19 protein-coding genes and 2 tRNA genes are annotated in these 22,876 nt (G+C 60.5%); 13 read left to right on the forward strand and 8 right to left on the reverse strand.

Features of this window, described 5'->3' with window-relative positions:
- Positions 1 to 257 precede the first annotated feature (257 nt).
- The 5 genes from DTQ13_RS08025 to DTQ13_RS08045 form a co-directional block, all read right to left on the reverse strand.
- A complete protein-coding gene (locus DTQ13_RS08025) occupies positions 258 to 2,930 on the reverse strand; it encodes a DUF4175 family protein (protein ID WP_248460521.1) in 2,673 nt (890 codons plus the stop codon).
- A 5-nt stretch (positions 2,931 to 2,935) separates the two neighbouring features.
- Entirely contained in the window at positions 2,936 to 4,258 is a 1,323-nt protein-coding gene (gene lysA / locus DTQ13_RS08030; protein WP_248460523.1) for a diaminopimelate decarboxylase, read from the reverse strand.
- Between the two features lie 149 nt (positions 4,259 to 4,407).
- Positions 4,408 to 4,484: transfer RNA gene (locus tag DTQ13_RS08035), tRNA-Arg, on the reverse strand.
- Positions 4,485 to 4,515: 31 nt separating this feature from the next.
- A tRNA-Arg gene (locus DTQ13_RS08040) sits at positions 4,516 to 4,592 on the reverse strand.
- A gap of 98 nt (positions 4,593 to 4,690) precedes the next feature.
- Positions 4,691 to 5,068, reverse strand: a complete 378-nt coding sequence (locus tag DTQ13_RS08045) for a hypothetical protein (protein ID WP_043560483.1) — start codon at positions 5,066 to 5,068, stop codon at positions 4,691 to 4,693.
- Between the two features lie 165 nt (positions 5,069 to 5,233).
- On the opposite strand from DTQ13_RS08045, the gene guaA reads away from it, so the two are divergent.
- The gene (guaA, locus tag DTQ13_RS08050) at positions 5,234 to 6,829 is read left to right on the forward strand and encodes a glutamine-hydrolyzing GMP synthase (RefSeq protein WP_086441507.1); all 1,596 of its coding nucleotides are present in this window, start codon (positions 5,234 to 5,236) and stop codon (positions 6,827 to 6,829) included.
- A 231-nt stretch (positions 6,830 to 7,060) separates the two neighbouring features.
- Here guaA and DTQ13_RS08055 read toward each other — a convergent pair whose 3' ends face one another.
- Entirely contained in the window at positions 7,061 to 7,342 is a 282-nt protein-coding gene (locus DTQ13_RS08055) for a hypothetical protein (protein WP_248460524.1), read from the reverse strand.
- Positions 7,343 to 7,657: 315 nt separating this feature from the next.
- On the opposite strand from DTQ13_RS08055, the gene DTQ13_RS08060 reads away from it, so the two are divergent.
- Both DTQ13_RS08060 and pyk read left to right on the forward strand, forming a co-directional pair.
- Positions 7,658 to 8,377 carry an SH3 domain-containing protein gene (locus tag DTQ13_RS08060; protein ID WP_248460526.1) on the forward strand — a complete coding sequence of 240 codons (720 nt, stop codon included), beginning with the start codon at positions 7,658 to 7,660 and terminating at the stop codon, positions 8,375 to 8,377.
- A 24-nt stretch (positions 8,378 to 8,401) separates the two neighbouring features.
- Positions 8,402 to 9,766, forward strand: a complete 1,365-nt coding sequence (gene pyk / locus DTQ13_RS08065; protein WP_154981558.1) for a pyruvate kinase — start codon at positions 8,402 to 8,404, stop codon at positions 9,764 to 9,766.
- Between the two features lie 126 nt (positions 9,767 to 9,892).
- Here the strand turns inward: pyk and DTQ13_RS08070 are convergent, their stop codons facing one another.
- Both DTQ13_RS08070 and DTQ13_RS08075 read right to left on the reverse strand, forming a co-directional pair.
- Positions 9,893 to 10,783 carry a prephenate dehydrogenase/arogenate dehydrogenase family protein gene (locus DTQ13_RS08070; protein WP_248460528.1) on the reverse strand — a complete coding sequence of 297 codons (891 nt, stop codon included), beginning with the start codon at positions 10,781 to 10,783 and terminating at the stop codon, positions 9,893 to 9,895.
- A gap of 48 nt (positions 10,784 to 10,831) precedes the next feature.
- Positions 10,832 to 11,842, reverse strand: a complete 1,011-nt coding sequence (locus DTQ13_RS08075; protein WP_086431051.1) for a lysylphosphatidylglycerol synthase domain-containing protein — start codon at positions 11,840 to 11,842, stop codon at positions 10,832 to 10,834.
- 130 nt (positions 11,843 to 11,972) lie between these two features.
- Between DTQ13_RS08075 and hpnA the strand changes: the two genes are divergently transcribed.
- From hpnA to recO, 10 genes are all read left to right on the forward strand, one after another.
- Complete coding sequence (gene hpnA, locus DTQ13_RS08080; protein ID WP_248460529.1) at positions 11,973 to 12,980, forward strand: hopanoid-associated sugar epimerase; 1,008 nt, start codon at positions 11,973 to 11,975, stop codon at positions 12,978 to 12,980.
- A 25-nt stretch (positions 12,981 to 13,005) separates the two neighbouring features.
- The gene (locus tag DTQ13_RS08085) at positions 13,006 to 14,160 is read left to right on the forward strand and encodes a glycosyltransferase (protein ID WP_248461247.1); all 1,155 of its coding nucleotides are present in this window, start codon (positions 13,006 to 13,008) and stop codon (positions 14,158 to 14,160) included.
- A complete protein-coding gene (gene hpnC, locus DTQ13_RS08090; RefSeq protein WP_248460530.1) occupies positions 14,157 to 15,047 on the forward strand; it encodes a squalene synthase HpnC in 891 nt (296 codons plus the stop codon). Before DTQ13_RS08085 ends, hpnC begins: the two co-directional genes overlap by 4 nt.
- 117 nt (positions 15,048 to 15,164) lie before the next feature.
- Complete coding sequence (gene hpnD / locus DTQ13_RS08095) at positions 15,165 to 16,049, forward strand: presqualene diphosphate synthase HpnD (protein ID WP_081563073.1); 885 nt, start codon at positions 15,165 to 15,167, stop codon at positions 16,047 to 16,049.
- On the forward strand, positions 16,046 to 17,350 hold the full coding sequence (gene hpnE, locus DTQ13_RS08100) for a hydroxysqualene dehydroxylase HpnE (RefSeq protein ID WP_043560457.1): 1,305 nt from the start codon (positions 16,046 to 16,048) through the stop codon (positions 17,348 to 17,350). Before hpnD ends, hpnE begins: the two co-directional genes overlap by 4 nt.
- 101 nt (positions 17,351 to 17,451) lie before the next feature.
- On the forward strand, positions 17,452 to 19,380 hold the full coding sequence (gene shc, locus DTQ13_RS08105; RefSeq protein WP_248461248.1) for a squalene--hopene cyclase: 1,929 nt from the start codon (positions 17,452 to 17,454) through the stop codon (positions 19,378 to 19,380).
- The gene (locus DTQ13_RS08110; protein WP_043560452.1) at positions 19,380 to 20,018 is read left to right on the forward strand and encodes a hypothetical protein; all 639 of its coding nucleotides are present in this window, start codon (positions 19,380 to 19,382) and stop codon (positions 20,016 to 20,018) included. Before shc ends, DTQ13_RS08110 begins: the two co-directional genes overlap by 1 nt.
- A 179-nt stretch (positions 20,019 to 20,197) precedes the next feature.
- Positions 20,198 to 20,965 carry a 30S ribosomal protein S2 gene (gene rpsB / locus DTQ13_RS08115; protein WP_043560449.1) on the forward strand — a complete coding sequence of 256 codons (768 nt, stop codon included), beginning with the start codon at positions 20,198 to 20,200 and terminating at the stop codon, positions 20,963 to 20,965.
- Positions 20,966 to 21,113: 148 nt separating this feature from the next.
- Positions 21,114 to 22,025 (forward strand): translation elongation factor Ts, encoded by a 912-nt coding sequence (gene tsf / locus DTQ13_RS08120; protein WP_043560447.1) that lies wholly within the window; start codon positions 21,114 to 21,116, stop codon positions 22,023 to 22,025.
- Positions 22,026 to 22,104: 79 nt separating this feature from the next.
- A complete protein-coding gene (recO, locus tag DTQ13_RS08125; RefSeq protein ID WP_248460532.1) occupies positions 22,105 to 22,875 on the forward strand; it encodes a DNA repair protein RecO in 771 nt (256 codons plus the stop codon).
- Position 22,876 lies beyond the last annotated feature (1 nt).

Consider the following 22,876-nt stretch of genomic DNA (forward strand, 5'->3'; position numbering starts at 1 on the left):
TAAAAAGGCGTTTAAGGTAGTTTGAGATAGGATTTTTGCCCTTTCTTTTTTGTTTCGGGGGAAAGGTCTGAGTCCTGATAGCCAGCATCCCCGATAGGATGGCTGGCTCTTTTTTTAATCTGACATGATCTTGCGGGCCTGGTCCTATTCCCAGACGTTTTGTCGTCCTTCAGGGGGCATGTCAGACGGTTCAGCTTTTTCTCCATTCCACCCGATATGACGGGTTTCTGCCGGCTGGCTCCCGCCATCTGACAGGGTCAGTGCGACTGACGGAGGGGGGCAAGAAGCCGGTTGAGATAATCCAGCTCACTCTGGGGGCGGGTGCGGTCAGAGGCACGACGTTGCAGTTCACGCTCGATGTCATGGGCACGGTTGCGTTCATGGTCCGGGATGTGGGCATCAGAGTCCGGACTGTCATCCAGTTTCCGGCCCAGCGGGTCCTGATTCTCCGGCTGTTTTTCCTCATCATCATGTGTGTCCTCATCCTGCCCGCTGTTCGGGTCGTCATCGGGGGAGGCAGAGGGGGTGCCGTTCTGCTCATCTGGCGATGAGGAGGCAGAAGGAGGAGGAATGAAGCCAAGATGCCCCTTGCTTTCCTGACTGGATGCAGACTGGTTCCGGCTCATCTCATGACGGGACTGTGACAGATCATTCAGGACGGTCTGGATGTTCTTCACGCTTTCTTCGTCCTGACGGTTGGCGAGGCTCTTCAGGACAGCTCCCATATCTTTTTCCGCTTTTAGCAGATTGGACATTTTTTTCTTTGTCAGGGTTTCCCCACGATGGTTGAGCGTGCTGGCCAGAAGGCGCAGGGCATATTGGGTTGCATGGTCCTTTTGCCGTTCATCAGCATGGAGGAGAACGGCCTCCTGATCCAACTGTGATGTTGTGGAAGAACTGTCTGTTGAGGCGGAAACCATGCCAAGCTGGCTGAGCAGTTCGGCTGTGGACATCTGGGAGACATCCTTGTGCTGGGTGTCCTGAGCATCCGTTTTGGGGCGCTCTGAGGTAAGACGTTTCTGGGCGTGGTTCAGAAGGTCGGTTTCCTGCCGTATCAGATCCCGCAGGGCGAGGCGCTGGGTACGGGCTTCAGCCTGCGCCTGCATGGAGGCGGCCAGCGACTGCATGTCTGGCAGGGTCGCCTGCCGGAGCTGTTCGGCAGGTTCCACCATATTGCGCAGGTGCTCCAAAGCCTGTTCTGTCCGTCCGGCCAACGCATCAGACTGGACCTGCCCGGCAAGGCGGATCCAGGGCATTCCCCGGCCACCGGGCATGGGCATGACGAGGCCGCTTTGGCTGGCCTTCTGGAAAATGAAGGCCATGTGGCCGTCCAGAGCAGTTTTCAGGCTTTCCAGTTCGTCATGCAGCGCCTGCTGTTCAGCTGGAGGCGGGGGAGCGGGATGCTGCCCGAGAGCGAGAAGATGCAGGCGTATCCCGTTCTGCAAGGCCCGTACATGAAGCATGGAGGCCGCAATGGCCTGCCCGGATTGTGAACGGTCTTCCGCATAAAGGGCTGTGAACCAGAGCTGTTCAGTCAGGGTCTGGAGGGGCAGGCCTGTCGTTGCCTGCCGCTGTAGCAGGGCGAGTGGCAGGCTGAGATCAGCCGGAAGAGGCAGGTCTGTCAGAAGGGCCAGCAGGTGGGCTGCCTGTGCTTCTGTTGTGCGCTCGAGAACAAGAGCCAATCGCAGGTCCAGCAGTGCGCGGCTCAGTGGATCGTAAAAGGAACGGTGCCCCAGGCGGAAGGTCTGGAGTTTGGAGCAGCGTTCTTTGCCAGAGCTGCTGCGGGCGCAGAGCTGCCCGGCAACTTCCAGCCCGGCGAAGGGGCTGTCGGAGAGGTCGAGCCGGGTGGTGCCCGTGGCTTTGGTCGGCTGTTTTTCCAGCGGCAGGGGAATGGTCAGACCATGAGCAGGGTCCGGTGTGTGCGCTGGTGGAATGATGGGGTGCAGTCTGGCTTCCAGGGAAGCGACACCATGGGGCTGGCTGACTGACCATGGAAAGCTGGTATACCAGTCCTGCGATATGGCACCGGCTTTGGCGGTCCATTGAATGTCTGGCGGTGTGTCGGCACTGACATGAAGCTGCCAGCGCCCCAGCCTGCGGCCCCGGACAGAAAGACTTATGGTGCCGCTCTTTCGCAGGGTTCCTTCAATCTGCCAGCTTCCTTTCTCCCGGGATGTCTGGCTGTGCTCGACAGTACCATGCAGGGCGGGGCGTCCTGATGTGGCGTCCAGCACGGCGTGGAGCCGTGCTCCTTCCGGTAGTGAGAGGGCGGGACTGTGTGCCGTCAGGAAAATGGGTGGGCCGGGTGAATAGGCGGGCTGGTCGATCCATGCCTGCATGGCAGGGAACGGTGCGGCGTCATCATCCATGCCGGGGATGAAGCCAGCCTTCAGTCTCAGCCCGGCCTGTGGTCCCGCCAGCCCCCCAAGGACGAACAGGCAGAGTACGACAAGAGCGGTTGTCAGCCTGCCTGCCCAGTGTGGAAAGAGCCGTGGAAGACGCAGGCGGAGAGAGTCGAACGAGTCCAGAAGCCGTTGCCGGTGGATGGTCCAGAGCTGCCCTTCCCGGCGTATGTCTTCCTCGGAGAGGCCTTCAGGCAGAGCGGGGCGGTCTGTCAGGGCTGCCAAGGGCGGAAAAGCAAGCCCGGAATCGCTGGCGATACGCTGATCCACCTGTGCAGCGGAGGGACGGGGCAGGCGGTGGAGGCGCCGGGCTGCCAAGAACAGCACACTTCCGAAGGAGGAGACTTCCAGCAGGAGGTGCAGGCTGTCAGGCAGGGATTGTGGAAGATGAAGCAGGGCCGCACAGCCCCACAGGCCAGCAAGCAGCAGGGGCCAGCGGGCATGATGCCAGCACTGTTCCAGCCGGAGTCGGCGGTAGGCCTGCCGCTGGATGTGGGCAAACCGGGGAGGGAGGGGTGTGGGCTTCACGGGGGTCAGGGGCGGGCCAGCCAGTCGGGGACGGCTTCCTGTGCCAGCAGCTCTTCAAGTGTCTGGCGTCTGTGGATGATGGCTTTCCGGCCGCCTTCAATCATGACCTGCGCAGCAAGGGGGCGTGAATTGTAGGTGGAGCTCATGACTGTGCCATAGGCTCCGGCATCCAGCAGAGCAACCAGATCTCCTTTCTTCAAAGGGGGCAGGGAACGCTGGCGGGCAAAGATGTCGCTGCTCTCACAGATGGGACCGACCACATCTACGCACTCTTCGGTGGTGGTGTCCGGTTCGTTCAGGGGGAGGATGCCATGCCAGGAATCATACATGGCTGGGCGGACGAGGTCATTCATGCCAGCATCAATGATGACGAAACGGCGGGCAGCGTCCTTCACGTCGATCACACGGGCCAGAAGAACCCCGGCGGGTGCCGCCAGCCAGCGGCCGGGCTCGACATGCAGCTGCACATCCAGGTCTCCCAGCGTCTCGGCAATGACATCAGCCAGCATGGCGGGGGGAGGTGCCTGCTCGTTCCGGTAGGCGATACCAAGGCCGCCGCCGCAGTCAATGTCGCTGACATGCAGCCCATCTTCCCGCAGGGTGCGGACGAGTGCGGCAATTCGCTCATAGCCTTTGCGGAAGGGAGCTGCCGTCACCATCTGGCTGCCGAGATGAACGGCAAGACCGACCAGCTCCACACCGTGCATGTCTGTCTGTGCCTTCCGGTAGAGGGCCGGGATGGCGTCATGGGCAATGCCGAATTTGTCTTCGGCACGCCCTGTCGTGATCTTGCTGTGTGTCTGGGCGTCAATATCGGGATTGACCCGGAAGGCGATGCGGGCCCGCTGCTGCATGTTTTGTGCCAGAGCGTTGAGCCGGTGCAGTTCTTCCACACTTTCGACATTGATCTGACCGATCTGATGATGAATCGCCAGCTCCAGCTCGTCATCCGTCTTGCCGATTCCTGAGAAGACGATGTCACGGGCCCTGATGCCCGCCGCAAGAGCCCGACGCAGTTCTCCACCGCTGACGACATCAGCCCCGAAGCCACATTGTGCCAGAACGGTCAGGCAGGCCTGATGATCCTGTGCCTTGACGGCAAAGTGGCAATGGATGGGCAGATTGCGGGCCCTGAATGCATCCTGAAGGGCATGGGCACGCTGGCGTAGCGTATCGGCGCTGATGACCCAGCAGGGTGTTCCGTGCTCTCTGGCAATATCCGTGAGAGAGGTGCCATCCATGACCAGCCCCTGTCTGCCTTTGTAGGACAGGTTGGGGTGGTTGTTCAGGAGGGTCTGGAATGTCGGGTCGGGATGTGTCGAAGTCATGACCGCATGATTACAGACCAGCAGCCAAAATGGGAAGGTGTAACCCGCAGGAAACAGGGGCGCAGCCGCAGACAGTACGGAACACCCTGACGCTCTTCCCAAGCAGCTATGGAAGCGCTTCAATCCTGTATTCTGGATGAGGAGATATGTGGTGCACCCGAGAGGACTCGAACCTCTAACCCCCAGATTCGTAGTCTGGTGCTCTATCCAATTGAGCTACGGGTGCAGACCTCGGAAGACCCGAGTATATGATGACATGGTGCACCCGAGAGGACTCGAACCTCTAACCCCCAGATTCGTAGTCTGGTGCTCTATCCAATTGAGCTACGGGTGCGCCGTGTTGAGGAGGCTTCTATCCGGTCTGGGGCAGTGGTGCAACCCCACTGGAGAAGTTTTTTTAAATATTTTCCAGTGGGATGTTCCCGGCGTTTTTCAGCGGCGAATCAGCGAAACATGGGCACGGCAGCGTGGTGACGTGTAGGTCCCACCGATGGCCGTACCAACCGGATAGCCGTTGAATGTCTGCCTGTAGGGGGTATCGTTCATTCCCTTGTCGGTCAGTTCGGCCAGGTAGTGCTGCTGGCCTTTTTCATAGGTGCCCCGGAGAGTGGATGTATTCATGCCGGGGTTGAAAACGACCTCATGCCCACGGATGCGAAGGGAGGATATGTCCCTGGTCGGGCAGATTCCCTGCTCGGTAACGAGCTTGCCCGTCCACAGGCCATAGGGGTCGGAAGCCGGGTCGGGAAGGGAGGAGCAGGCCCCCAGAGTGCAGAGGCTGACCAGACAGGTGAGAAAAGCGGGACGCATTGCGCAGTTCCTGAAAAGCATGTTCGAGTAATGTGAGCCGCCGCGGAAATCTTTGCCGGAAGGTAAAAACCGGTGGAGAATAAGGATGACGTTGGCGGTCGATCGTCCTATAGAGACTAGCACGAATTGAGCATTGTGCCATATCCAGCAGGCGAGGCCCGGAACTTGACGCAGAAAAACGCAGACACCCTTCAGCAGCTTGATGAAACCCTCCATGAAGACCGTATCCTGATTCTGGATTTCGGCAGCCAGGTGACCCAGCTGATCGCCCGCCGCGTGCGGGAAAGCGGGGTGTATTGCGAGATCTGGCCGTTCACTTCCCCGCTGGAGAAAATCCGTGAGTTCAACCCGCGGGGCATCATCCTGTCCGGCAGCCCGGCCAGCGTGCATGACGACAATGCGCCGACCCTGCCGGAAGGGCTGCTGGAGCTGAAGCGCCCCATTCTGGGTATCTGCTACGGCCAGCAGGTTCTCTGCCATACGCTGGGCGGGCGTGTGGAAACCCATGACCACCGTGAATTTGGCCGTGCCTATATTGATGTCGCCGAGGAATGTGCGCTGTTCCACGGTCTCTGGGCACAGGGTGGGCGTGAGCAGGTCTGGATGAGCCACGGTGACCGTGTGGCGGCCCTGCCGCCGGGCTTCAGGGCTGTGGCCTATTCCGAGGGGGCACCGTTTGCCATCATCGCCAATGAAGAACGCCGCATCTATGGCGTGCAGTTCCACCCGGAGGTGGTGCATACGCCACATGGGGCGGAGCTGATCCGCAACTTCACGCATGGCGTGGCAGGCTGCTCCGGCACGTGGACGATGGCCGGTTTCCGTGATCTGGAAATTGCCCGCATCCGCAAGCAGGTGGGTGATGGCAAGGTGATCTGTGGTCTCTCCGGCGGGGTGGACAGCTCCGTGGCGGCCAAGCTGATCCATGATGCCATCGGGGACCAGCTGACCTGCATTTTTGTCGATCCGGGCATCCTGCGTGCCGGTGAGGCTGACGAGGTGGTGAAGACCTTCCGTGACCGCTTCAACATCCGTCTGGTCCATCGTGATGCCTCCGACCTGTTCCTTGGCGAGCTGGCCGGAGTGACGGACCCGGAGGTGAAGCGCAAGACCATTGGTCGTCTCTTCATTGAAGTCTTTGAGCAGGAAGCCGCCAAGCTGGGCGGGGCGCAATTCCTGGCGCAGGGCACGCTGTATCCGGATGTGATCGAGAGTGTCAGTTTCAATGGCGGGCCGTCCGTGACCATCAAGTCCCATCACAATGTGGGCGGTCTGCCAGAACGGATGAACATGGAGCTGGTCGAGCCGCTGCGTGAACTTTTCAAGGATGAGGTCCGTGCGCTGGGCCGTGAGATCGGCGTGCCGGAGCATATTGTCGGGCGGCATCCATTCCCGGGGCCGGGACTGGCCATCCGTATCCCCGGTGACATCACACGGGAGAAGCTGGACCTCCTGCGGAAGGTGGACAGCATCTATCTGGAGGAAATCCGCAAGGCTGGCCTGTATGATGAGATCTGGCAGGCTTTTGCGGTTCTCCTGCCTGTCCGCACAGTGGGCGTGATGGGTGATGACCGTACCTACGATCAGGCCTGCGCCCTGCGTGCCGTCACCAGCACGGACGGCATGACCGCCGAGGTCTATCCCTTCACTTTCGAGTTCCTCAACCGTGTTGCCGGCCGCATCGTGAACGAGGTGCGTGGCATCAACCGTGTCACCTACGACATCACCTCCAAGCCACCGGGCACGATCGAGTGGGAGTGAGACTGCAGAACATTATGGGGAATGATGGGGAAGGCCTGCAGGAATGCAGGCCTTTTTTGTGCCCTGATGATGGTCAGGAAGATGTCAGTCTGTACAGAAAGGTCATGAGATATGAAAGCATGTCCTATGAGGGAAAAGATGAGTGAATAGAGACTGCCAGGCGGTTGGATTTTATTGCATTTCCTTTCTTTCCTGGGAGGAGTGGTGTGCAGTCCGGGTAAGGGATGGCTTTCACAAGCAGAGTTGAACCGGAGACAAAGAGGATGTTCCAGCCATTGCTCCCAGTATGAAGTCGGCCCTCCGCCCCAGTCTGCCCATGAGGATCGAAGCTCCAAAAGTTGTCAGGCAGGCCACGAGCGTGATGAGGGAGTAAGGGAGAGTGGCCAGAGTCTTGTCAGGCGTCAGCTGATAGCCGACAATCCCTGTCAGGGTCAGATCGACTGAGAATGAAGCCGTGAAAAGCAGCTGCCCCAGAAACAGGATCATGAGGCGGCCTCTGGTGGTCTGGGACATGATCAGGACTCCCTGATGCCTCATTGTCGGTCCTGATTTGTGGTATGAGTGTGTTCTGGTTCGCATGGGCGGACAGAAGCGTGGCGTGACCATGCCACGCTTTTCTGGCAGGGCAGGGTTGCTGTACATGAGCGGATTTTTTGGACATGAGAGGGGGAATACGGCTTGCCCAAATGGCTGTCCCTTGGCAGGGATAAAGGGATGAGAGTACCTGTTTCATTTTCCTGTAGGCTGCCCGTGCAGGGGGCGTTACCGATTATGGTGATGGCCCTGTTTGCAGCTTGTCCCGCCCGTGGGGCGGAGGGAGAGCAGGCTATGTCTCATGCTTCCCATCATCATGGTAAGCGGCATGAAAAGCACCACGCCGCCGTGCATGAGCCAGCCCATGCGGCAAAAGCTCATGGGCGTGTCCACCATGGGCGCACCACCCCTCACAAGGTCGCTCCTGTGGCTCCGACGACGCAGCCAGCTCCGCCTCCTGTTCCCGACAACGTCGGCACGGAGACGAAACTGCCGCTGCCCCGCTATGCCTCCATGCGGGCGGACCGTGTCTATATGCGGCGCGGCCCCGGTGAACGGTATCCGATCGACTGGGTGTATCACCGTCGTGGGTATCCGGTGCTGATTGAACGGGAATTTGGCGTCTGGCGTCTCGTGGAGGACCAGGATGGCCAGAAGGGCTGGGTACATCAGGTGACGCTGCATGGCAGCCGTTCCTTTATCATACCCGGTTCCGTGTCCTATGATGGGGATGCGTCTAAAGTTTCGACCACGGGTCATGCTGATTCCCGCATTGTGGCATACGTGCCGGCGGGGGAGATGGCACGGGGCCAGAATCATGACGTCCCTCTGATGAGTTCGGACAAGCCGGACCGGACCGTCGTCGCCCTGCTGGAGCCGGGGGCGATCGGAAAGATCAAGGCCTGTCCACAGGGCTCATCATGGTGTCATGTCACAGTCAGGGGCTATGACGGGTGGATCGAACGCCGCCTGTTATGGGGGGTGCAACCCGGTGAAATCATTCAGCCTGACTGAACAAATGAAAAGTCGAGGAATGTTATGACAGCCAACATCCATCATCGCCGCACTCGGATTGTTGCGACCCTCGGGCCGGCATCAGAAACCGCTGAGCAGATTCTCCATCTTGCCAAGACCGGTGTGAATGTTTTCCGCCTGAACTTCTCCCACGGTGCCCATGATGAGCACGCCGCCCGCCACAAGGCCGTGCGTGAGGCCGAAGCCAAGCTGGGCCGCCCTCTGGCCGTCCTGGCCGACTTCCAGGGGCCGAAGCTGCGTGTTGGCGTGTTCAAGGATGGCCCGGTCCAGCTGAAGGTCGGCCAGAAATTCACGCTGGATCTGGACAAGACCCCCGGCGATGCCAACCGTGTCAACCTGCCGCACCCGGAGATCATCGCCGCTGTTGATGTCGGTCACCGCCTCCTGCTGGATGACGGCAAGCTGGCTCTGCGCGTCACGAAGAAGCACAAGGAAGCGCTGGAGACGGAAGTTCTCGTGGGGGGCAAGCTCTCCGAGCGCAAAGGTGTGAACGTTCCTGACGTTGCTCTGCCGATCCCGGCCCTGACAGAGAAGGACCACAAGGATCTCCAGTTCGCCCTCTCCATTGGTGTGGATCTGATCGCCCTGTCCTTCGTCCAGCGTCCGGAAGACATTCAGGAAGCCCGTGACATCGTCAAGGGCCGTGCATGGATCGTCACCAAGCTGGAGAAGCCGCAGGCTGTTGAGTGCCTCGATGAGATCATCCGTCTCTCCGATGCGCTGATGGTGGCCCGTGGTGACCTGGGTGTCGAGCTGCCGGCCGAGGATGTTCCGGTCATCCAGAAGCGTGCCATCACCGAGGCCCGTCGTCAGGGACGTCCGGTCATCGTGGCAACGCAGATGATGGAAAGCATGATCAGCAGCCCGGTGGCGACCCGTGCGGAAGTCTCCGACGTGGCCAATGCTGTTTACGATGGTGCTGATGCTGTCATGCTCTCCGCTGAGAGTGCTGCCGGTTCCTTCGGGCCGGAAGCCGTGGCCACGATGGCCCGTGTCACTGCCCGTGTGGAGCAGGACCCGGAATGGCGTGCCCGCATGGACCGCATGCGCCCGGCCTCCGAGCACACGATCCAGGGTGCACAGGCCAAGTCAGCCTTTGATGTGGCCCGCAACGCCCGTGCAGCCGCTCTGGCCGTGCATACGGAGAATGGCCGCAGTGCCGTGCTGGTTTCCCGGGAGCGTCCGCATGAGCCGGTCGTGGCCCTGACGAACGAGACGACCTCCCGCCGCCTGTGCGTGGTCTGGGGCGTGTTCCCGAAGGTTGTTTCCAGCAAGGATGATGTGAAGGCCGTTGGCGAGTTCGCCAAGGGTGGTGAGCATGTCGTCCTGCTCGACAGCTCCAAGAACCTGCGCATCGTCAAGGTCTGATCCTTCGCTGATGCGTTGTCTGCATCCCTGGAGGCTTCGGCCTTCAGGGACGCAGGGAGAAAAGAAGGAGCCCGGCAGGCTGATCACCCGCCGGGCTCCTTTTGCATGGGGTTGAAGAAGAGACGGTCAGGCCTGCCGGTTTTCCAGCAGGCCCTGCCGGATACGGCGTCCACGCCTGATGCGCTCCGTGATGGCCTCGGAATCGCCATTACGTATGGCCTCGACCATGAGGTGGGCATCCTTCTCGAAACGCTCGAACGTGGCGAGCAGGACATCCCTGTTTGTCAGGAAGATGTCTCGCCACATGGTCGGGTCGGACGCAGCGATGCGGGTGAAGTCCCGAAAGCCCGAAGCGGCATATTCCAGCACATCGGCCCGGAGGTCGGCGGAAAGACGGTCCGCAGTATCGCATATGGTGAAGGCCAGAAGATGCGGGAGATGGCTGACCATGGCGCATATCTGGTCATGATACTGGTCGGTAATCTGTCGGGTGCGGGCCCCACAGCGCTGCCAGAAAGTTTCCATCGTGGTGATGGCTTCAGAGGGTGTTCCCGCAGGGGGGACGAGCAGGGTCCAGCGATTCTCGAACAGGGTGGCGAACCCGGCATCTGGGCCGGAATATTCCGTACCAGCCATGGGGTGAGCCGGAACATAGCTGACATCTTCTGGCAGCAGAGCGCTGATGTCCGGCCCCAATGTGCTGCGGACGGAGGCGACGTCACTGAGGATGCTCCCGGGCCTCATGTGGGGAAGGATGGCCGCAGCGACCGGCCGGATGGCCCCCGTGGGAATGCAGAGGATGACAGCATCGGATTTTGCGGCTGCCTCTGTCAAGGAGGCTGTGACTTCATCCGCCAGGTCCAGCTCTCTTGCCCGCTGGAGAACAGCCGGGGCGCTGTCGGCTGTGATGAGGCGGCGGGCAAGGGTGCCTGTCTGTCGGGCACGGCGGAGGATGGAAGAGCCGATCAGCCCCGGGCCGATGATGGTCAGGGTGTCAAAGAGGGGGGCATCAGCCATGGAGATATCCGTTTCATCCTGTAAAGCGCATGTGGGCCAGTGTGTTGTTCAGGACCGGCGCAGCTGGCGGAACTCATAGAGCTGCCAGAGCAACAGGACAGGCACGCCGATGACGATGTCCCGTCCCCGTCGCAGCAGGGAGATGCTGATGGAAATGTCGGCACTGATGCCGAACAGATGCCCCAGAGCCACATAACCTGCTTCCTGCACCCCCAAGGCACCGGGCACCAGAAAACCGGCGGACATGATACCACAGACGGCCCCTTCAATGGCCAGTGCATTGAGAAAAGAACAGTGTGCGCCCAGCAGGATAAGGGACAGCCATGTCAGCAGGGCGCTACCAATCCAGCAGAGCAGATGCAGCGCTGCCCCCAGGCCGATGCGGACCGGCTGGTCCCAGAGGCTTTCAATATAGCTCTGGAAATTTTCGCTGTTTTCAGCCAGCGCATCATGCCAGTCGGCAGAGATGTGCTTGGAAAGAAAACGGGCCAGCGCCTGGAGGGCATTGCCGCTGCGCTGCTGTGTCCAGATGAAACCCGCCATGCCGATGCTCAGCAGAACGATGCCAATGGCCAGCGGCCAGACAAATCGCCCGGCATCGGCCTGGCCGACAAGGCAGAGCAGGGCGATGATGATGAAAGCGAGCTGCCCCAGAACTTCCGTTGTGATGTCAACAATGTTGGCGGCAACTCCCTCTGTCCAGCTGATGGGCTGTCCATCCGTCGTATGGCGGGGGTGGCCCGCCGTGGTGGCCCGTATGCCGATGAGCATTCCGCCAAGCTGGGAAAAAGGCAGGCACGCTGCTGCAGCATCCCGGACAAACCGGGAAAAGGTCAGGCGGAGGAAGCTGATGCTGGCGATGCTGCTTTTCCAGGCGACGCCGAGGAGAACGTTGACGGCCAGCTGGCTGAGGATCAGCAGGATGAACCCGCTGAGGCCGATCTTGGCAAGTGAGGCCAAAATCGGGTGTATGCCAGTACGCAGGGTCAGAAAACAGAAAAGGACGACACCTGTAAGGGAAAGAACAAAGGGAAGTATTTTTTTCAAGGTGCCCGCCATAGTGTTAAATTCATGTTCATGTCCTTCTAGGCCACTCCGTGGCGCACGTCCAATCAGCAGGGCTTTACCCGCCATGATGACGGGGCCTATATCCGGCAGAACAAGGCGCTGAAGTGAGGAAGGAGCGGAGATGTCAGAAGATGTGACCCTGGTGACCGGGGCAACCGGTTTTGTGGGATCGGCCGTCGCACGGGCTTTGCTGGAGCGTGGTCATCGTCTGCGCCTTCTGGTCCGGCAGACATCGGATCGCCGCAACGTGGCCGACCTGCCCGTGGAATTTGTTGTCGGAGACCTGGCAGACCCTCAGAGCCTGGCTGAGGCGCTGGAGGGCGTGACCTATCTTTTCCATGTAGCGGCGGATTATCGCCTTTGGGTACCAAACCCTGAAGTGATGATGAAGGCCAATGTCGAGGGAACCCGGCGCCTGATGCTCGCCGCCATGAAGGCGGGTGTAAAGCGTATCGTGTATTGTTCCTCCGTTGCGGCACTGGCCACGGCCCATGATGGCATTCCGGCCACGGAGTCTTCCCCCGTGACGGAGGATCAGATCGTGGGCGTTTACAAGCGGTCCAAATATCGGGCGGAGCAGGAAGTTCTGCGCCTTGTCCGGGAGGAGGGCCTGCCGGCTGTCATTGTGAATCCATCGACTCCGGTGGGACCACGGGACATCAAGCCGACACCGACCGGGCAGATGATTCTGGACTGTGCGACAGGCCGTATGCCGGCTTATGTCGAGACTGGGCTGAATATTGTCCATGTTGATGATGTGGCAGAAGGCCATGTGCTTGCTTTTGAGCATGGTACGATTGGCGAAAAATATATTCTGGGCGGCGAAAATCTCATGCTGGGTGATCTTTTTCGCATGGTGGCGGAGGTCGCCCATCGCCGTCCGCCCCGTATCCAGCTCAGGCAGTCATGGCTTTATCCGGTGGCCCATCTTTCCGAACTGTTGGCAAAAGGCTTTGGAATTCAGCCTCGTGTCACGAAAGAGATGCTGGACATGTCCAAAAAGTTGATGTTTTTTTCTTCGGCCAAGGCGGAGCAGGAGCTGGGGTACCGCCCCCGTCCGGCCCGTCAGGCCGTTGCCGATTCCGTGGCCTGGTTCTGCCAGCATGGGCGGGGACATTTTTTATCTTGAGAGGTAGTAGCAGGCTGGCACGGTGATGGTTTTTGTGATGGCGTTGTTTTCCTTGTTGGCCTGGCTGGGGCTGACATTTTTTCATGGTCAGTTCTGGATTGGTGGCCCCTGGCTCAGGAGGGGGCTGAAGGCCAGACGTTGGAAGAATGGCCTTCCAGCCGTGGCTGTCATCGTTCCAGCCCGTGATGAAGCAGCCTCCATCAGTGCCTGCCTGTCTTCCCTGCTGGGGCAGGATTATCAGGGGCGCTATCATGTTTTCCTTGTGGATGATGAAAGTACTGATGGTACGGGGGATATTGCCCGCCGTGTGCCAGACCCGCAAGGACGCCTGACCGTTCTGGATGGGAAGCCCCACCCGGCGGGGTGGAGCGGCAAACTCTGGGCCGTTGGGCAGGGGCAGGAAGAGGCTCTGGAGTTCCTTCCTGCTGATGGCTATGTCCTTCTGACAGATGCCGATATTGTCCATAAGGAAGACCATGTTTCCTCTCTGGTGGAGAGAGCCCAGGGCGAAAATATCGACATGGTTTCCGAGATGGTGAAGCTGAACTGCGCCTGTTTCTGGGAAAAGGTTTTTGTTCCGGCCTTCGTCTATTTCTTTGCCATGCTCTATCCTTTTCGAAGGATCGCCGACCCGCAGTCTCCAGTGGCTGGAGCTGCCGGGGGGACGGTGCTGATCCGCCGCAAGATGCTGGAGATGATAGGGGGAATACAGACCCTCAGGGATGCCTTGATCGACGACTGTACGCTCGGTGCCCGTGTCAAGGAGGCCGGAGGGCGGCTTTATCTTGGGTGTAGCGAACAGGCATGGTCCATCCGCACCTATCAGACCTTGGGCGAGATATGGCACATGATCGCCCGCAACGCTTATGTCCAGCTCGAATTCTCCCCCTGGAACCTTCTGAAAGCCTTGGCCGGCATGGTTCTGATATGGTTTCTGCCGGTTCGCCTTCTTCTGTTCGGCCGTGGTAAAAACCGCGTGGTGGGTGGCTGTGCATATGCGCTCAGCTGCATTACGTTCATGCCGACCCTGCGCTGGTTCAACCTGTCATGGTGGCGCGTCCTCTCATTGCCGCTGGTGGCTGCCTTCTACATGATGGCAACCGTCGGCTCCGCAGTGAATCATTATCGGGGCAAAGGTGTCAGCTGGCGCGGGCGGTCGTATGAAGGAGCAGAATCATGATGCCACAGTCTGGTGGGGCCATGGCGCAGGAGGATGCCCATATCTGGGGAAAACAGGACGTTTCTTCCAGCAAGGGCATGAAGGATGAGAACTTCCCCGTCGGGTCTTTCCTGATATCTCCGGGACACAGGCCTGCCGTCCATGCCTATTACAGGTTTGCCCGTGTGGCGGACGACATGGTGGACAATACCCGGCTGTCTCCCGCTCAGAAGGTGGTCCGGCTGAAAGCCCTGCGTGAGGTCCTGCACGGCGAGCGGAAGTCCCCGCCTGGCCGGGCTGATGCCTGGAGTGCGGTCATCCTCCGGACGGTTCTTCAGGAGCGCAACCTGCCGTTGGAGCTGGGAAGCGACCTGATAACGGCCTTCATCATGGATGCGGAAAAGACACGCTATGAACACTGGTCGGAGCTGCTGCATTACTGCCGCTATTCGGCCAATCCCGTAGGGCGCTTCCTGCTGATGCTGCATGGTGAAGGGGAAGAGACCTTCGGTCCGTCGGATGCGCTCTGTACGGCATTGCAGATTGTCAATCACATGCAGGATGTCAGCAGTGATCTGAAGCAGCTGAACCGCTGTTATGTGCCTCTCCCGTGGTTGCAGGAAGAGAATGTCCGCCTGAAGGACCTCATCCTTGCCCGCAGCAAGCCGGGTGTACGGCGCGTGTTCGATCGCATGCTGGCTCATGTTGATGCCCTGAATGAGGAGGCCGCACGTCTTCCCGCACTTGTGAAAGACCGTCGCATGAGGCTGGAGGCCGCCGTGATCGTGGCACTCTGCCGCCGCCTGACAGAGCGTCTGCACCGGCAGGACCCGATAGCCGAACGGGTGGCGCTGACAAAGTCTGATGGTCTGCGGGCGTTGGGCTGGGCCATGCGTTACCTGCGCTGAGGCGGGTTTCATGCTGGCCCTTTGCCACGGCAGACTTTGCCGCTAGAAGAGGGCAGGCTGTGATCGGCCTGTGGTTACGGTTCTGGCTGCGGCCATTGAAGGGATATGAGGAAGGTTATGGTCTCTGTTCGTCACAATACGTCTCAGGGTCTGCCATGTGCTCCGTCTGACCTGAGACAGGTGGAAGAGATCGTCAACCGGTCAGGGACGTCGTTTGGACGGGGGATGAAAATCCTGCCTCCCGGGCGGCGGGATGGCATGTTTGCCATCTATGCCTTCTGTCGTGTCGTGGATGACATCGCCGATGGCGACACCCCTCATGATGACCCTGCTTCCGCCCTGGAGAGCTGGAAAGGTCGTATTGCCGCCCTGTATGAGGGGCAGGCCGATACGGCGCTGGAGCGTGTCCTGCTTGAGGCCATCAGGCAGTTCGGGCTCAGGCAGGATGATTTCATCGCCATCATTGATGGGATGCTCATGGATTGTGGTGAACCGGTCGTGGCTCCTGATGAGGCTACGCTGGACCTGTACTGCGACCGGGTGGCGTCTGCTGTGGGCAGGTTGTCCGTGCGCATCTTCGGCACGCCGGAGGAGCAGGGGGACAGGCTTGCCTACCATCTGGGCCGTGCCCTTCAGCTGACGAACATCCTGCGTGACATTGCCGAAGATGCAGCCCGTGGGCGGCTGTACCTGCCAGCCGAACTGCTGCGGCGTTACAGCGTGCCGGCTGATCCCGCCGAGGCTCTCTATGCCGTTGGGCTGGATGGGCTGTGCCGTATCCTCGCGGGACGGGCAAAAGATCATTTCCGCCGGGCTACGGCCCTGATGAAACAGTGCCCGGCAGCCACGGTGCGCCCGGCCCGGATCATGGCGGCCTCCTACCGGGTCACGCTGGCCGCTCTCTGCCGCCGTGGCTGGCGCAACCCGGAGGCCCCCCTGCGGGTTTGTTCCGTCCGCAAGAAGCTGGCCATGCTGCTGGCGGCGGCTGGAGTGTCATTGTGAGCCATGTTCATGTCATTGGTGGAGGACTTGCGGGTCTTTCCGCTGCTGTGGAGCTGGCACCCCAGGCGCAGGTGACCGTCTATGAAGCTGGTCCGGCCTGTGGGGGGCGGGCCCGGTCCTTTCATGACAGGGCGCTGGACACGGTCATCGATAATGGCAATCATCTGCTCCTTTCCGCCAATCCTGCCACGTTCCGCTATCTCGACCGTCTGGGTGCCCGGGATACGTTGCAGGGGCCGGGGGCTCCCGTTTTCCCGTGGCATGATCTGGAGGCGGGCCTTTCCTGGACGTTGCGCCTCTCGCCGGGGCGTCTGCCTTTCTGGCTGCTGCGGCGGGGCAGCCGTGTGCCCGGTATGCGTCTTGGGGAGGTGAGGGCTCTGTTCCGCCTGATGAAGGCTGGTGATCAGGCCAGCGTGGCAGACTGTCTCCTGCCGGGGCAGTTTGCCCGGCGCCTGCTGGAGCCGCTGGCTGTCTCCGGCCTCAATACGGGCATAGACCGGGGAAGTGCCCGTCTGCTGGGTAACATCGTACGGCGGACGCTGGCCAAAGGGGGACAGGCCTGTTGCCCGTGGATGGCCGCCAGAGGGCTTTCGGAAAGTTTTGTGACCCCCGCACTGCATTACTTGGAGCAGTTTCATGCTCAGGTGCTTACGGGTACGCGCGTCTCTGCCCTTGCGTTTGAGGATGGATCAGGGCGTGTGAGTGCGCTGGAGACATCCAGTGGCCCTGTGAGACTGGGGGCAGAAGATGCGGTCATCCTGGCCGTTCCGTCACCGGTGGCGGTCGGGCTGCTGCCGGGGCTGGAAGGGCCGGATGAGTTCGAGAGCATTGCCAATGCCCATTATCGCCTCCAGCAGCCTCTGCGGCCTCGTGGTGCTCTGAAGCAGGCTGGTTTTCTTGGGCTTGTTGGTGGTGTGGCGGAGTGGGTCTTCCTGCATGATGAGGTCCTGTCCGTCACGGTCAGTGCGGCCAACCGCTATGCGGACTGGCGCCAGGACGAGATGCTGGCGCACATATGGGCGGAACTGCATCAGGCCCTGGACCCGCTGGTTGAGACCCCGCTGCCGCAGGACATGCCGGCTGCCCGGTTGATCCGGGAGAAGCGGGCCACCTTTGCAGCCACACCGGAACAGGATAAAAAGCGGCCGGGAGCAAAAACGGCTCATCCCAATCTTGCTCTTGCCGGGGACTGGACGGATACTGGTCTGCCTTCCACGATCGAGGGTGCCATACAGTCCGGGCTGGTGGCGGTGGGAGCGCTTGGTTTTCGCACGGCGTCTGCCGGAGCGGCGTGTACCTGAAGAACTGGTTTATGGTCTCCGCACATGTGGACAGGCACAAGCCCTGCTGTGCGAGGATTTTGGAGGAGAGGTCAGTGAACAAGACGTTGTTCCGTCATAACATGGATGCCACGGTGGTGGAGCAGGCTGTCAGGGCTTCCCATACTGCCTTGGGCAAGCGTCAGAAGAGTGACGGTCATTGGGTCTTTGAACTGGAAGCCGATGCAACCATCCCGTCGGAATATGTTCTGCTGCGCCATTTCCTTGACTGCATCGATGTGGAGCTTGAGCAGAAGATCGGAGTCTATCTGCGACGGACACAGGGTGAGCATGGGGGCTGGTCTCTCTATACGGATGGCCGGTTTGATCTTTCTTCCAGCGTGAAGGCCTATTTCGCCCTGAAGATGATCGGGGATGATCCGGAGGCCCCCCACATGCGCAAGGCCCGTGCGGCCATCCTGCATCATGGCGGGGCAGAGCGGAGCAACGTCTTCACCCGCACCCAGCTGGCCCTGTACGGGGAGGTTCCGTGGGATGCCGTGCCCGTCATGCCAGTGGAGCTCATGCTGCTGCCCCGCAAGGCGTTTTTCTCGGTCTGGAACATGTCCTACTGGTCCAGGGCGGTCATAGCGCCGCTGCTCATTCTGGCAGCTTACAGGCCGCTGGCCCTGAATCCCCGTGGCGTGCGGGTGCAGGAGCTGTTCAGGAGAACGCCAGCCACCATCAGGGACTGGATACGCGGTCCGTACCGGTCGGTCTGGGGGCGGGTATTTACTGGTCTGGACAGGCTCATCCGGCCGCTGGTTCCATTCATTCCCCGTTCCGTTCATGAGAAGGCCATCCGTGTCACGATCGACTTCATCGAGAAGCGGCTGAGTGGCGGTGGACTGGGTGCCATTTATCCTGCCATGGCGAATGTGATCATGATGTACCGGACCCTGGGGGTGCCGGATGATGATCCACGGGTTGTCCAGGCATGGGAGGCGGTACAGGGCCTGCTGGTAGTGAAGGATGATGAGGCCTATTGCCAGCCCTGCGTGTCGCCTGTGTGGGATACGGGGCTTTCCGGTCTTGCCATGCTGGAGGCTTCGACCGGTGCCAGGGGAGTGATGCCGGCCGAGACGGCGACTGCCCTGAAGAAGGCCGCTGCCTGGCTCAGGGAGCGTCAGATTCTGGATGTCAGAGGGGACTGGGCCATCAATGCGCCGACCCTGCGTCCGGGAGGTTGGGCTTTCCAGTACGAGAATGATTATTATCCGGACGTGGATGATACGGCTGTTGTCGGCATGTTGCTGCACAGGATCGATCCTGAAGAGAACCGTACGGCCATTGAGCGTGCCCGGGAATGGATCATTGGCATGCAGAGCAGCAATGGTGGTTGGGGTGCCTTCGACATTGACAACAACATGGAGGTGCTGAACCACATTCCATTCTCCGACCACGGTGCGTTGTTGGACCCCCCGACGGTGGATGTCTCCGCACGCTGCATTTCGTTCCTCTCCCAGTTGGGTCATCCGGAAGATCGTGAGGTGATCCGCAAGGGGCTGGATTATATCCGCTCCGAGCAGGAAAAATCCGGCAGCTGGTTCGGCCGCTGGGGGACGAATTACATTTACGGCACGTGGTCCGTTCTCTGTGCCCTGAACATTGCTGGCATCAGTCATGATGACCCGATGGTGCGTCGGGCCGTTGCCTGGCTGGAGAGCGTACAGAATGATGATGGCGGCTGGGGTGAGGACTGCGCCAGCTATGAGGGGGCCCCACAGGGCCTCTACAAGGAGAGCCTGCCGACCCAGACGGCCTGGGCAACGTTGGGGCTGATGGCTGTTGGTCGCCACGATAGTGAGGCTGTCCGCCGTGGCATGGCCTATCTGATGCAGGCGCAGGATGATCAGGGTGAATGGCACGAGGCGCCGTATAATGCCGTTGGTTTCCCCAAGGTTTTTTACCTGCGCTATCATGGCTACAAGCAGTTCTTCCCGCTCATGGCGCTGTCCCGGTACCGCAATCTGGCTGATAGCAATTCCGGGCAGGTGGAGTTCGGTTTCTGATGCTGGGGGTCCTGGCAGGGCTCAGGCAGGAAGCACGGCTGGCCCGCCGTTTTTTCCCCGGGGCGAAGATCGCCCTGAGCCATGCCTGTGAGACCGGGGCACGGCAGGCTCTTCAGGTTCTTCAGGATGAAGGTGTGACGGCATTGCTGTCTTTTGGCTGCTCCGGGGCGCTGGATGCCGTCCTGCCACCGGGGAGTGTGCAGGTGGCTGAATATGTGCAGGCTGATGGTGAGCATTACAGGGCTGATCCCGCCCTGAGTGCCCGTTTCGGTGCGGCCCAGGCGGCTGTCCGGGGTGGCATCCTGCACAGTCCGGTCATGATTGGCACGGCCAGGGAGAAAGCAGACCTTTTTTCCCGGACGGGGTGCCACGCCGTGGATATGGAGAGTGGTCTCGTAGCCCGGTCTGGCCTGCCCTTTGCGGTTCTGCGGGTGATCTGTGACGATGCGGGCAGGGACCTTCCCCCCGCTGCCCGGGAAGGTCTGAAGGACGGGCGGGTCCACGTGCCGGCTTTGCTGGGGTCCATCTTGAGGCATCCCGTGCAGATTGGCGCCTTGATCGGCCTGGGGCGTGATGCTGCCCGTGCCCATCAGGCCATGGCTGATTTTCTGGAAACACTTCCGCTCGCACGGGTCTGAAAGGCGTCGTCGGAGTACTTGCGTTTCCGTCCGGCCTGTTCTAGAGAAGGGCCGTATTTGCCGCTTCCATGTGGGGCGGGAGGTATATTTCGCACGCATGGCCCGGATTGCCTGGTGTCCCTTGCCATCAAGGGGCGTTGCCATGCGGAGGACAAACCAGAGAAAGAAAGTTTCAGACTATGGCAATGCCACAGTTCACGATGCGCCAGCTGCTCGAGGCTGGTGTTCATTTCGGTCATCACACACGTCGCTGGAACCCGGCCATGGCACCGTACCTGTTCGGTGTCCGCAACCAGGTGCACATCATCGACCTTCAGCAGACCGTTCCGTTGCTGGACCGCGCCCTGAAGCAGGTGCGTGACACCGTGGCTTCCGGTGGACGTGTTCTGTTCGTCGGTACGAAGCGCTCCGCTGCCGATCTGGTGGCTGATGCAGCACAGCGTTGCGGCCAGTACTACGTCAATCACCGTTGGCTCGGTGGGATGCTGACGAACTGGAAGACCATCACCGGCTCCATCAAGCGTCTGCGTGGCATTGACGAAATGCTGGCTGGCGACACGACCGGCCTGACCAAGAAGGAAGTCCTCGACATCACCCGTGACCGCGAAAAGCTGGAACGCTCCCTCGGCGGCATCAAGGATATGGGTGGCCTGCCGGACCTGCTGTTCGTGATCGACACGAACAAGGAGAAGCTGGCTGTTGAGGAAGCCAACAAGCTGGGCATCCCCGTGATTGCCGTGCTGGACAGCAACTCCGACCCGAAGGGTGTCACTTTCCCGATCCCGGGCAATGATGATGCCATCCGTGCCATCGCCACATATTGCGACCTGGTCTCCGGTGCCGTGCTGGATGGCATTTCTGCCGAGCTGGCTGCGTCCGGGCAGGACATTGGCGCTTCCGCAGAGCTGCCGGTTGAGGAAACCGTTGTGGCAGAGAAGGCTGAATAAGCCTCTCCGGCTTTTGGCCACAGGGCCATGCGGACAGTCCGGCCCGTCTTTCATGGAGTGGCCGGACAGTGGATATTGTGACATGAACAGCTCATGCAGCCGTGGAGACTTTCCGGCTGCATGGGTGTTTTATCGGGGATGAAGAGATATGGCAGAAGTTACTGCTGCAATGGTGCGTGAGCTGCGCGATACAACAAGCGCAGGCATGATGGACTGTAAAAAGGCCCTGACGGAAGCCAATGGCGACATGCAGGCTGCCATCGACTGGCTGCGCAAGAAGGGTCTGTCCCAGGCTGCCAAGAAGTCTGGCCGCGTTGCGGCTGAAGGTCTGGTGGGTGTGGCCGTTGATGGCAAGAAGGCTGCCATGGTTGAGGTCAATGCCGAGACGGACTTCGTGGCTCGCAATGATGCCTTCCAGCAGGCTGTGGAAGACATCGCCAAGGTGGCTCTGCAGGTTGGTGGTGATCTGGAGGCCGTCAAGGCTGCCAAGATGCCGTCTGGCCGCACCGTTGCTGATGAGCTGACCCATCTGGTCGCTACCATTGGTGAGAACATGAGCCTGCGTCGCGTGGACGTGCTGAGCGTGCCGTCTGGTGTCGTGGCCAGCTACGTTCACGGTGCCCTGCGCCCCGGCGTAGGCCGTATCGGTGTGCTGGCTGCTGTCGAGGCTCCTTCCGAGAGTGAAGCTCTGCTGACACTGGGCCGCCAGATTGGTATGCACGTTGCTGCCACCAGCCCGACGGCTCTGGATGTGGATGGCGTGGACGCTGCGTCCGTTGCTCACGAGCGCAAGGTGCTGGAAGACCAGGCCCGTGCCTCCGGCAAGCCGGAAGCCATCATCGAGAAGATGGTGGAAGGCCGTATCCGCAAGTTCTACGAGGAAGTGGTTCTGCTGGAGCAGGTCTGGGTGCATGACGGTGAGAGCCGCGTGAAGGAAGTCGTCAAGAAGGCTGGTGCCAAGCTGGTTGGTTTTGCCCGCTACAAGCTGGGTGAAGGCATCGAGAAGGCTGAGACGGACTTTGCTGCCGAGGTGGCTGCGGCTTCTGGCCAGAAGAAATAAGCCTTTAACGGTTTCTTGCTAGAAGAAAGGGGCTTCGCCAATATGGCGGGGCCCCTTTTTCTGTCTTGAGGGTAACGGTATGGAGTGGGAAGACCCGGCCATCATCCTGCGGCTTTCTCCTCATGGGGAAAGCAGTCTGCTGGTCCGTGCACTGACCCGGCATCGGGGGGTTTTTCATGCTCTGGTGCGTGGCGGGCAGTCCCGGCGGCAGGCGGCGCTCTGGCAGGAGGGCAGTCTGGTCGTGGCCCGCTGGAAGGCCCGCCTGCCAGAACAGTTGGGTTACATGACAGCGGAGCTTGTGCGGCCCACAGCGTCTTTCCTCCTCGACCATCCTCTATCTCTGTCCCTGCTCGGGAGTGCCTGTGGCCTGTGTAGTGAAGCCCTGCCAGAGAGGGAGCCACATGAGGCGCTGTTTGCGTCTCTGGCCCATTTCATGGGGGTGATGAGCGTGTCCGCCGCCCTGCCACCCGTGGCGCTTTATCTGCGTTGGGAACTGCTTCTTCTGGAGCAGCTGGGGTATGGCCTGACGTTGGACCAATGTGCCGTTACGGGCGTGCGGGAGGGGCTGGCCTATGTGTCTCCCCGCACGGGGCGTGCCGTAAGTGGGGAGGGAGCTGGGGAGTGGAAGGATCGTCTTCTTCCTCTGCCGTCCTGTCTTCTGGATGATGAAGAGGAAGGAAAGCCGGCAGACTGGCTTGCTGGGGCAAGGCTGAGTGGCCATTTTCTTCAGCGGGCTGTTTTTGCTGCCTGCCATCGTCCTTTGCCCGCTGCACGGGACCGGCTGATGACAGCCCTGTATCGACTGGCTGAGGATGCGGCCTCTGGACAGGAGGAAGAAGAGCGTGTCTAAC

The organism is Parasaccharibacter sp. TMW 2.1888 (genome assembly GCF_023167265.1).
In the GTDB taxonomy this organism is placed as follows: Bacteria; Pseudomonadota; Alphaproteobacteria; order Acetobacterales; family Acetobacteraceae; genus Bombella; species Bombella apis.

What these genes read in the sequence shown, in the direction of transcription:
- lysA (WP_248460523.1), bottom strand. Translation starts at nt 4,258, where the DNA reads ATGACTTCGACACATCCCGACCCGACATTCCAGACCCTCCTGAACAAC.
- DTQ13_RS08045 (WP_043560483.1), bottom strand. Translation starts at nt 5,068, where the DNA reads ATGCGTCCCGCTTTTCTCACCTGTCTGGTCAGCCTCTGCACTCTGGGG.
- DTQ13_RS08055 (WP_248460524.1), bottom strand. Translation starts at nt 7,342, where the DNA reads ATGTCCCAGACCACCAGAGGCCGCCTCATGATCCTGTTTCTGGGGCAG.
- DTQ13_RS08060 (WP_248460526.1), top strand. Translation starts at nt 7,658, where the DNA reads ATGTCTCATGCTTCCCATCATCATGGTAAGCGGCATGAAAAGCACCAC.
- pyk (WP_154981558.1), top strand. Translation starts at nt 8,402, where the DNA reads ATGACAGCCAACATCCATCATCGCCGCACTCGGATTGTTGCGACCCTC.
- DTQ13_RS08070 (WP_248460528.1), bottom strand. Translation starts at nt 10,783, where the DNA reads ATGGCTGATGCCCCCCTCTTTGACACCCTGACCATCATCGGCCCGGGG.
- DTQ13_RS08075 (WP_086431051.1), bottom strand. Translation starts at nt 11,842, where the DNA reads ATGGCGGGCACCTTGAAAAAAATACTTCCCTTTGTTCTTTCCCTTACA.
- hpnA (WP_248460529.1), top strand. Translation starts at nt 11,973, where the DNA reads ATGTCAGAAGATGTGACCCTGGTGACCGGGGCAACCGGTTTTGTGGGA.
- DTQ13_RS08085 (WP_248461247.1), top strand. Translation starts at nt 13,006, where the DNA reads ATGGTTTTTGTGATGGCGTTGTTTTCCTTGTTGGCCTGGCTGGGGCTG.
- hpnC (WP_248460530.1), top strand. Translation starts at nt 14,157, where the DNA reads ATGATGCCACAGTCTGGTGGGGCCATGGCGCAGGAGGATGCCCATATC.
- hpnD (WP_081563073.1), top strand. Translation starts at nt 15,165, where the DNA reads ATGGTCTCTGTTCGTCACAATACGTCTCAGGGTCTGCCATGTGCTCCG.
- shc (WP_248461248.1), top strand. Translation starts at nt 17,452, where the DNA reads ATGGATGCCACGGTGGTGGAGCAGGCTGTCAGGGCTTCCCATACTGCC.
- DTQ13_RS08110 (WP_043560452.1), top strand. Translation starts at nt 19,380, where the DNA reads ATGCTGGGGGTCCTGGCAGGGCTCAGGCAGGAAGCACGGCTGGCCCGC.
- rpsB (WP_043560449.1), top strand. Translation starts at nt 20,198, where the DNA reads ATGGCAATGCCACAGTTCACGATGCGCCAGCTGCTCGAGGCTGGTGTT.
- tsf (WP_043560447.1), top strand. Translation starts at nt 21,114, where the DNA reads ATGGCAGAAGTTACTGCTGCAATGGTGCGTGAGCTGCGCGATACAACA.
- recO (WP_248460532.1), top strand. Translation starts at nt 22,105, where the DNA reads ATGGAGTGGGAAGACCCGGCCATCATCCTGCGGCTTTCTCCTCATGGG.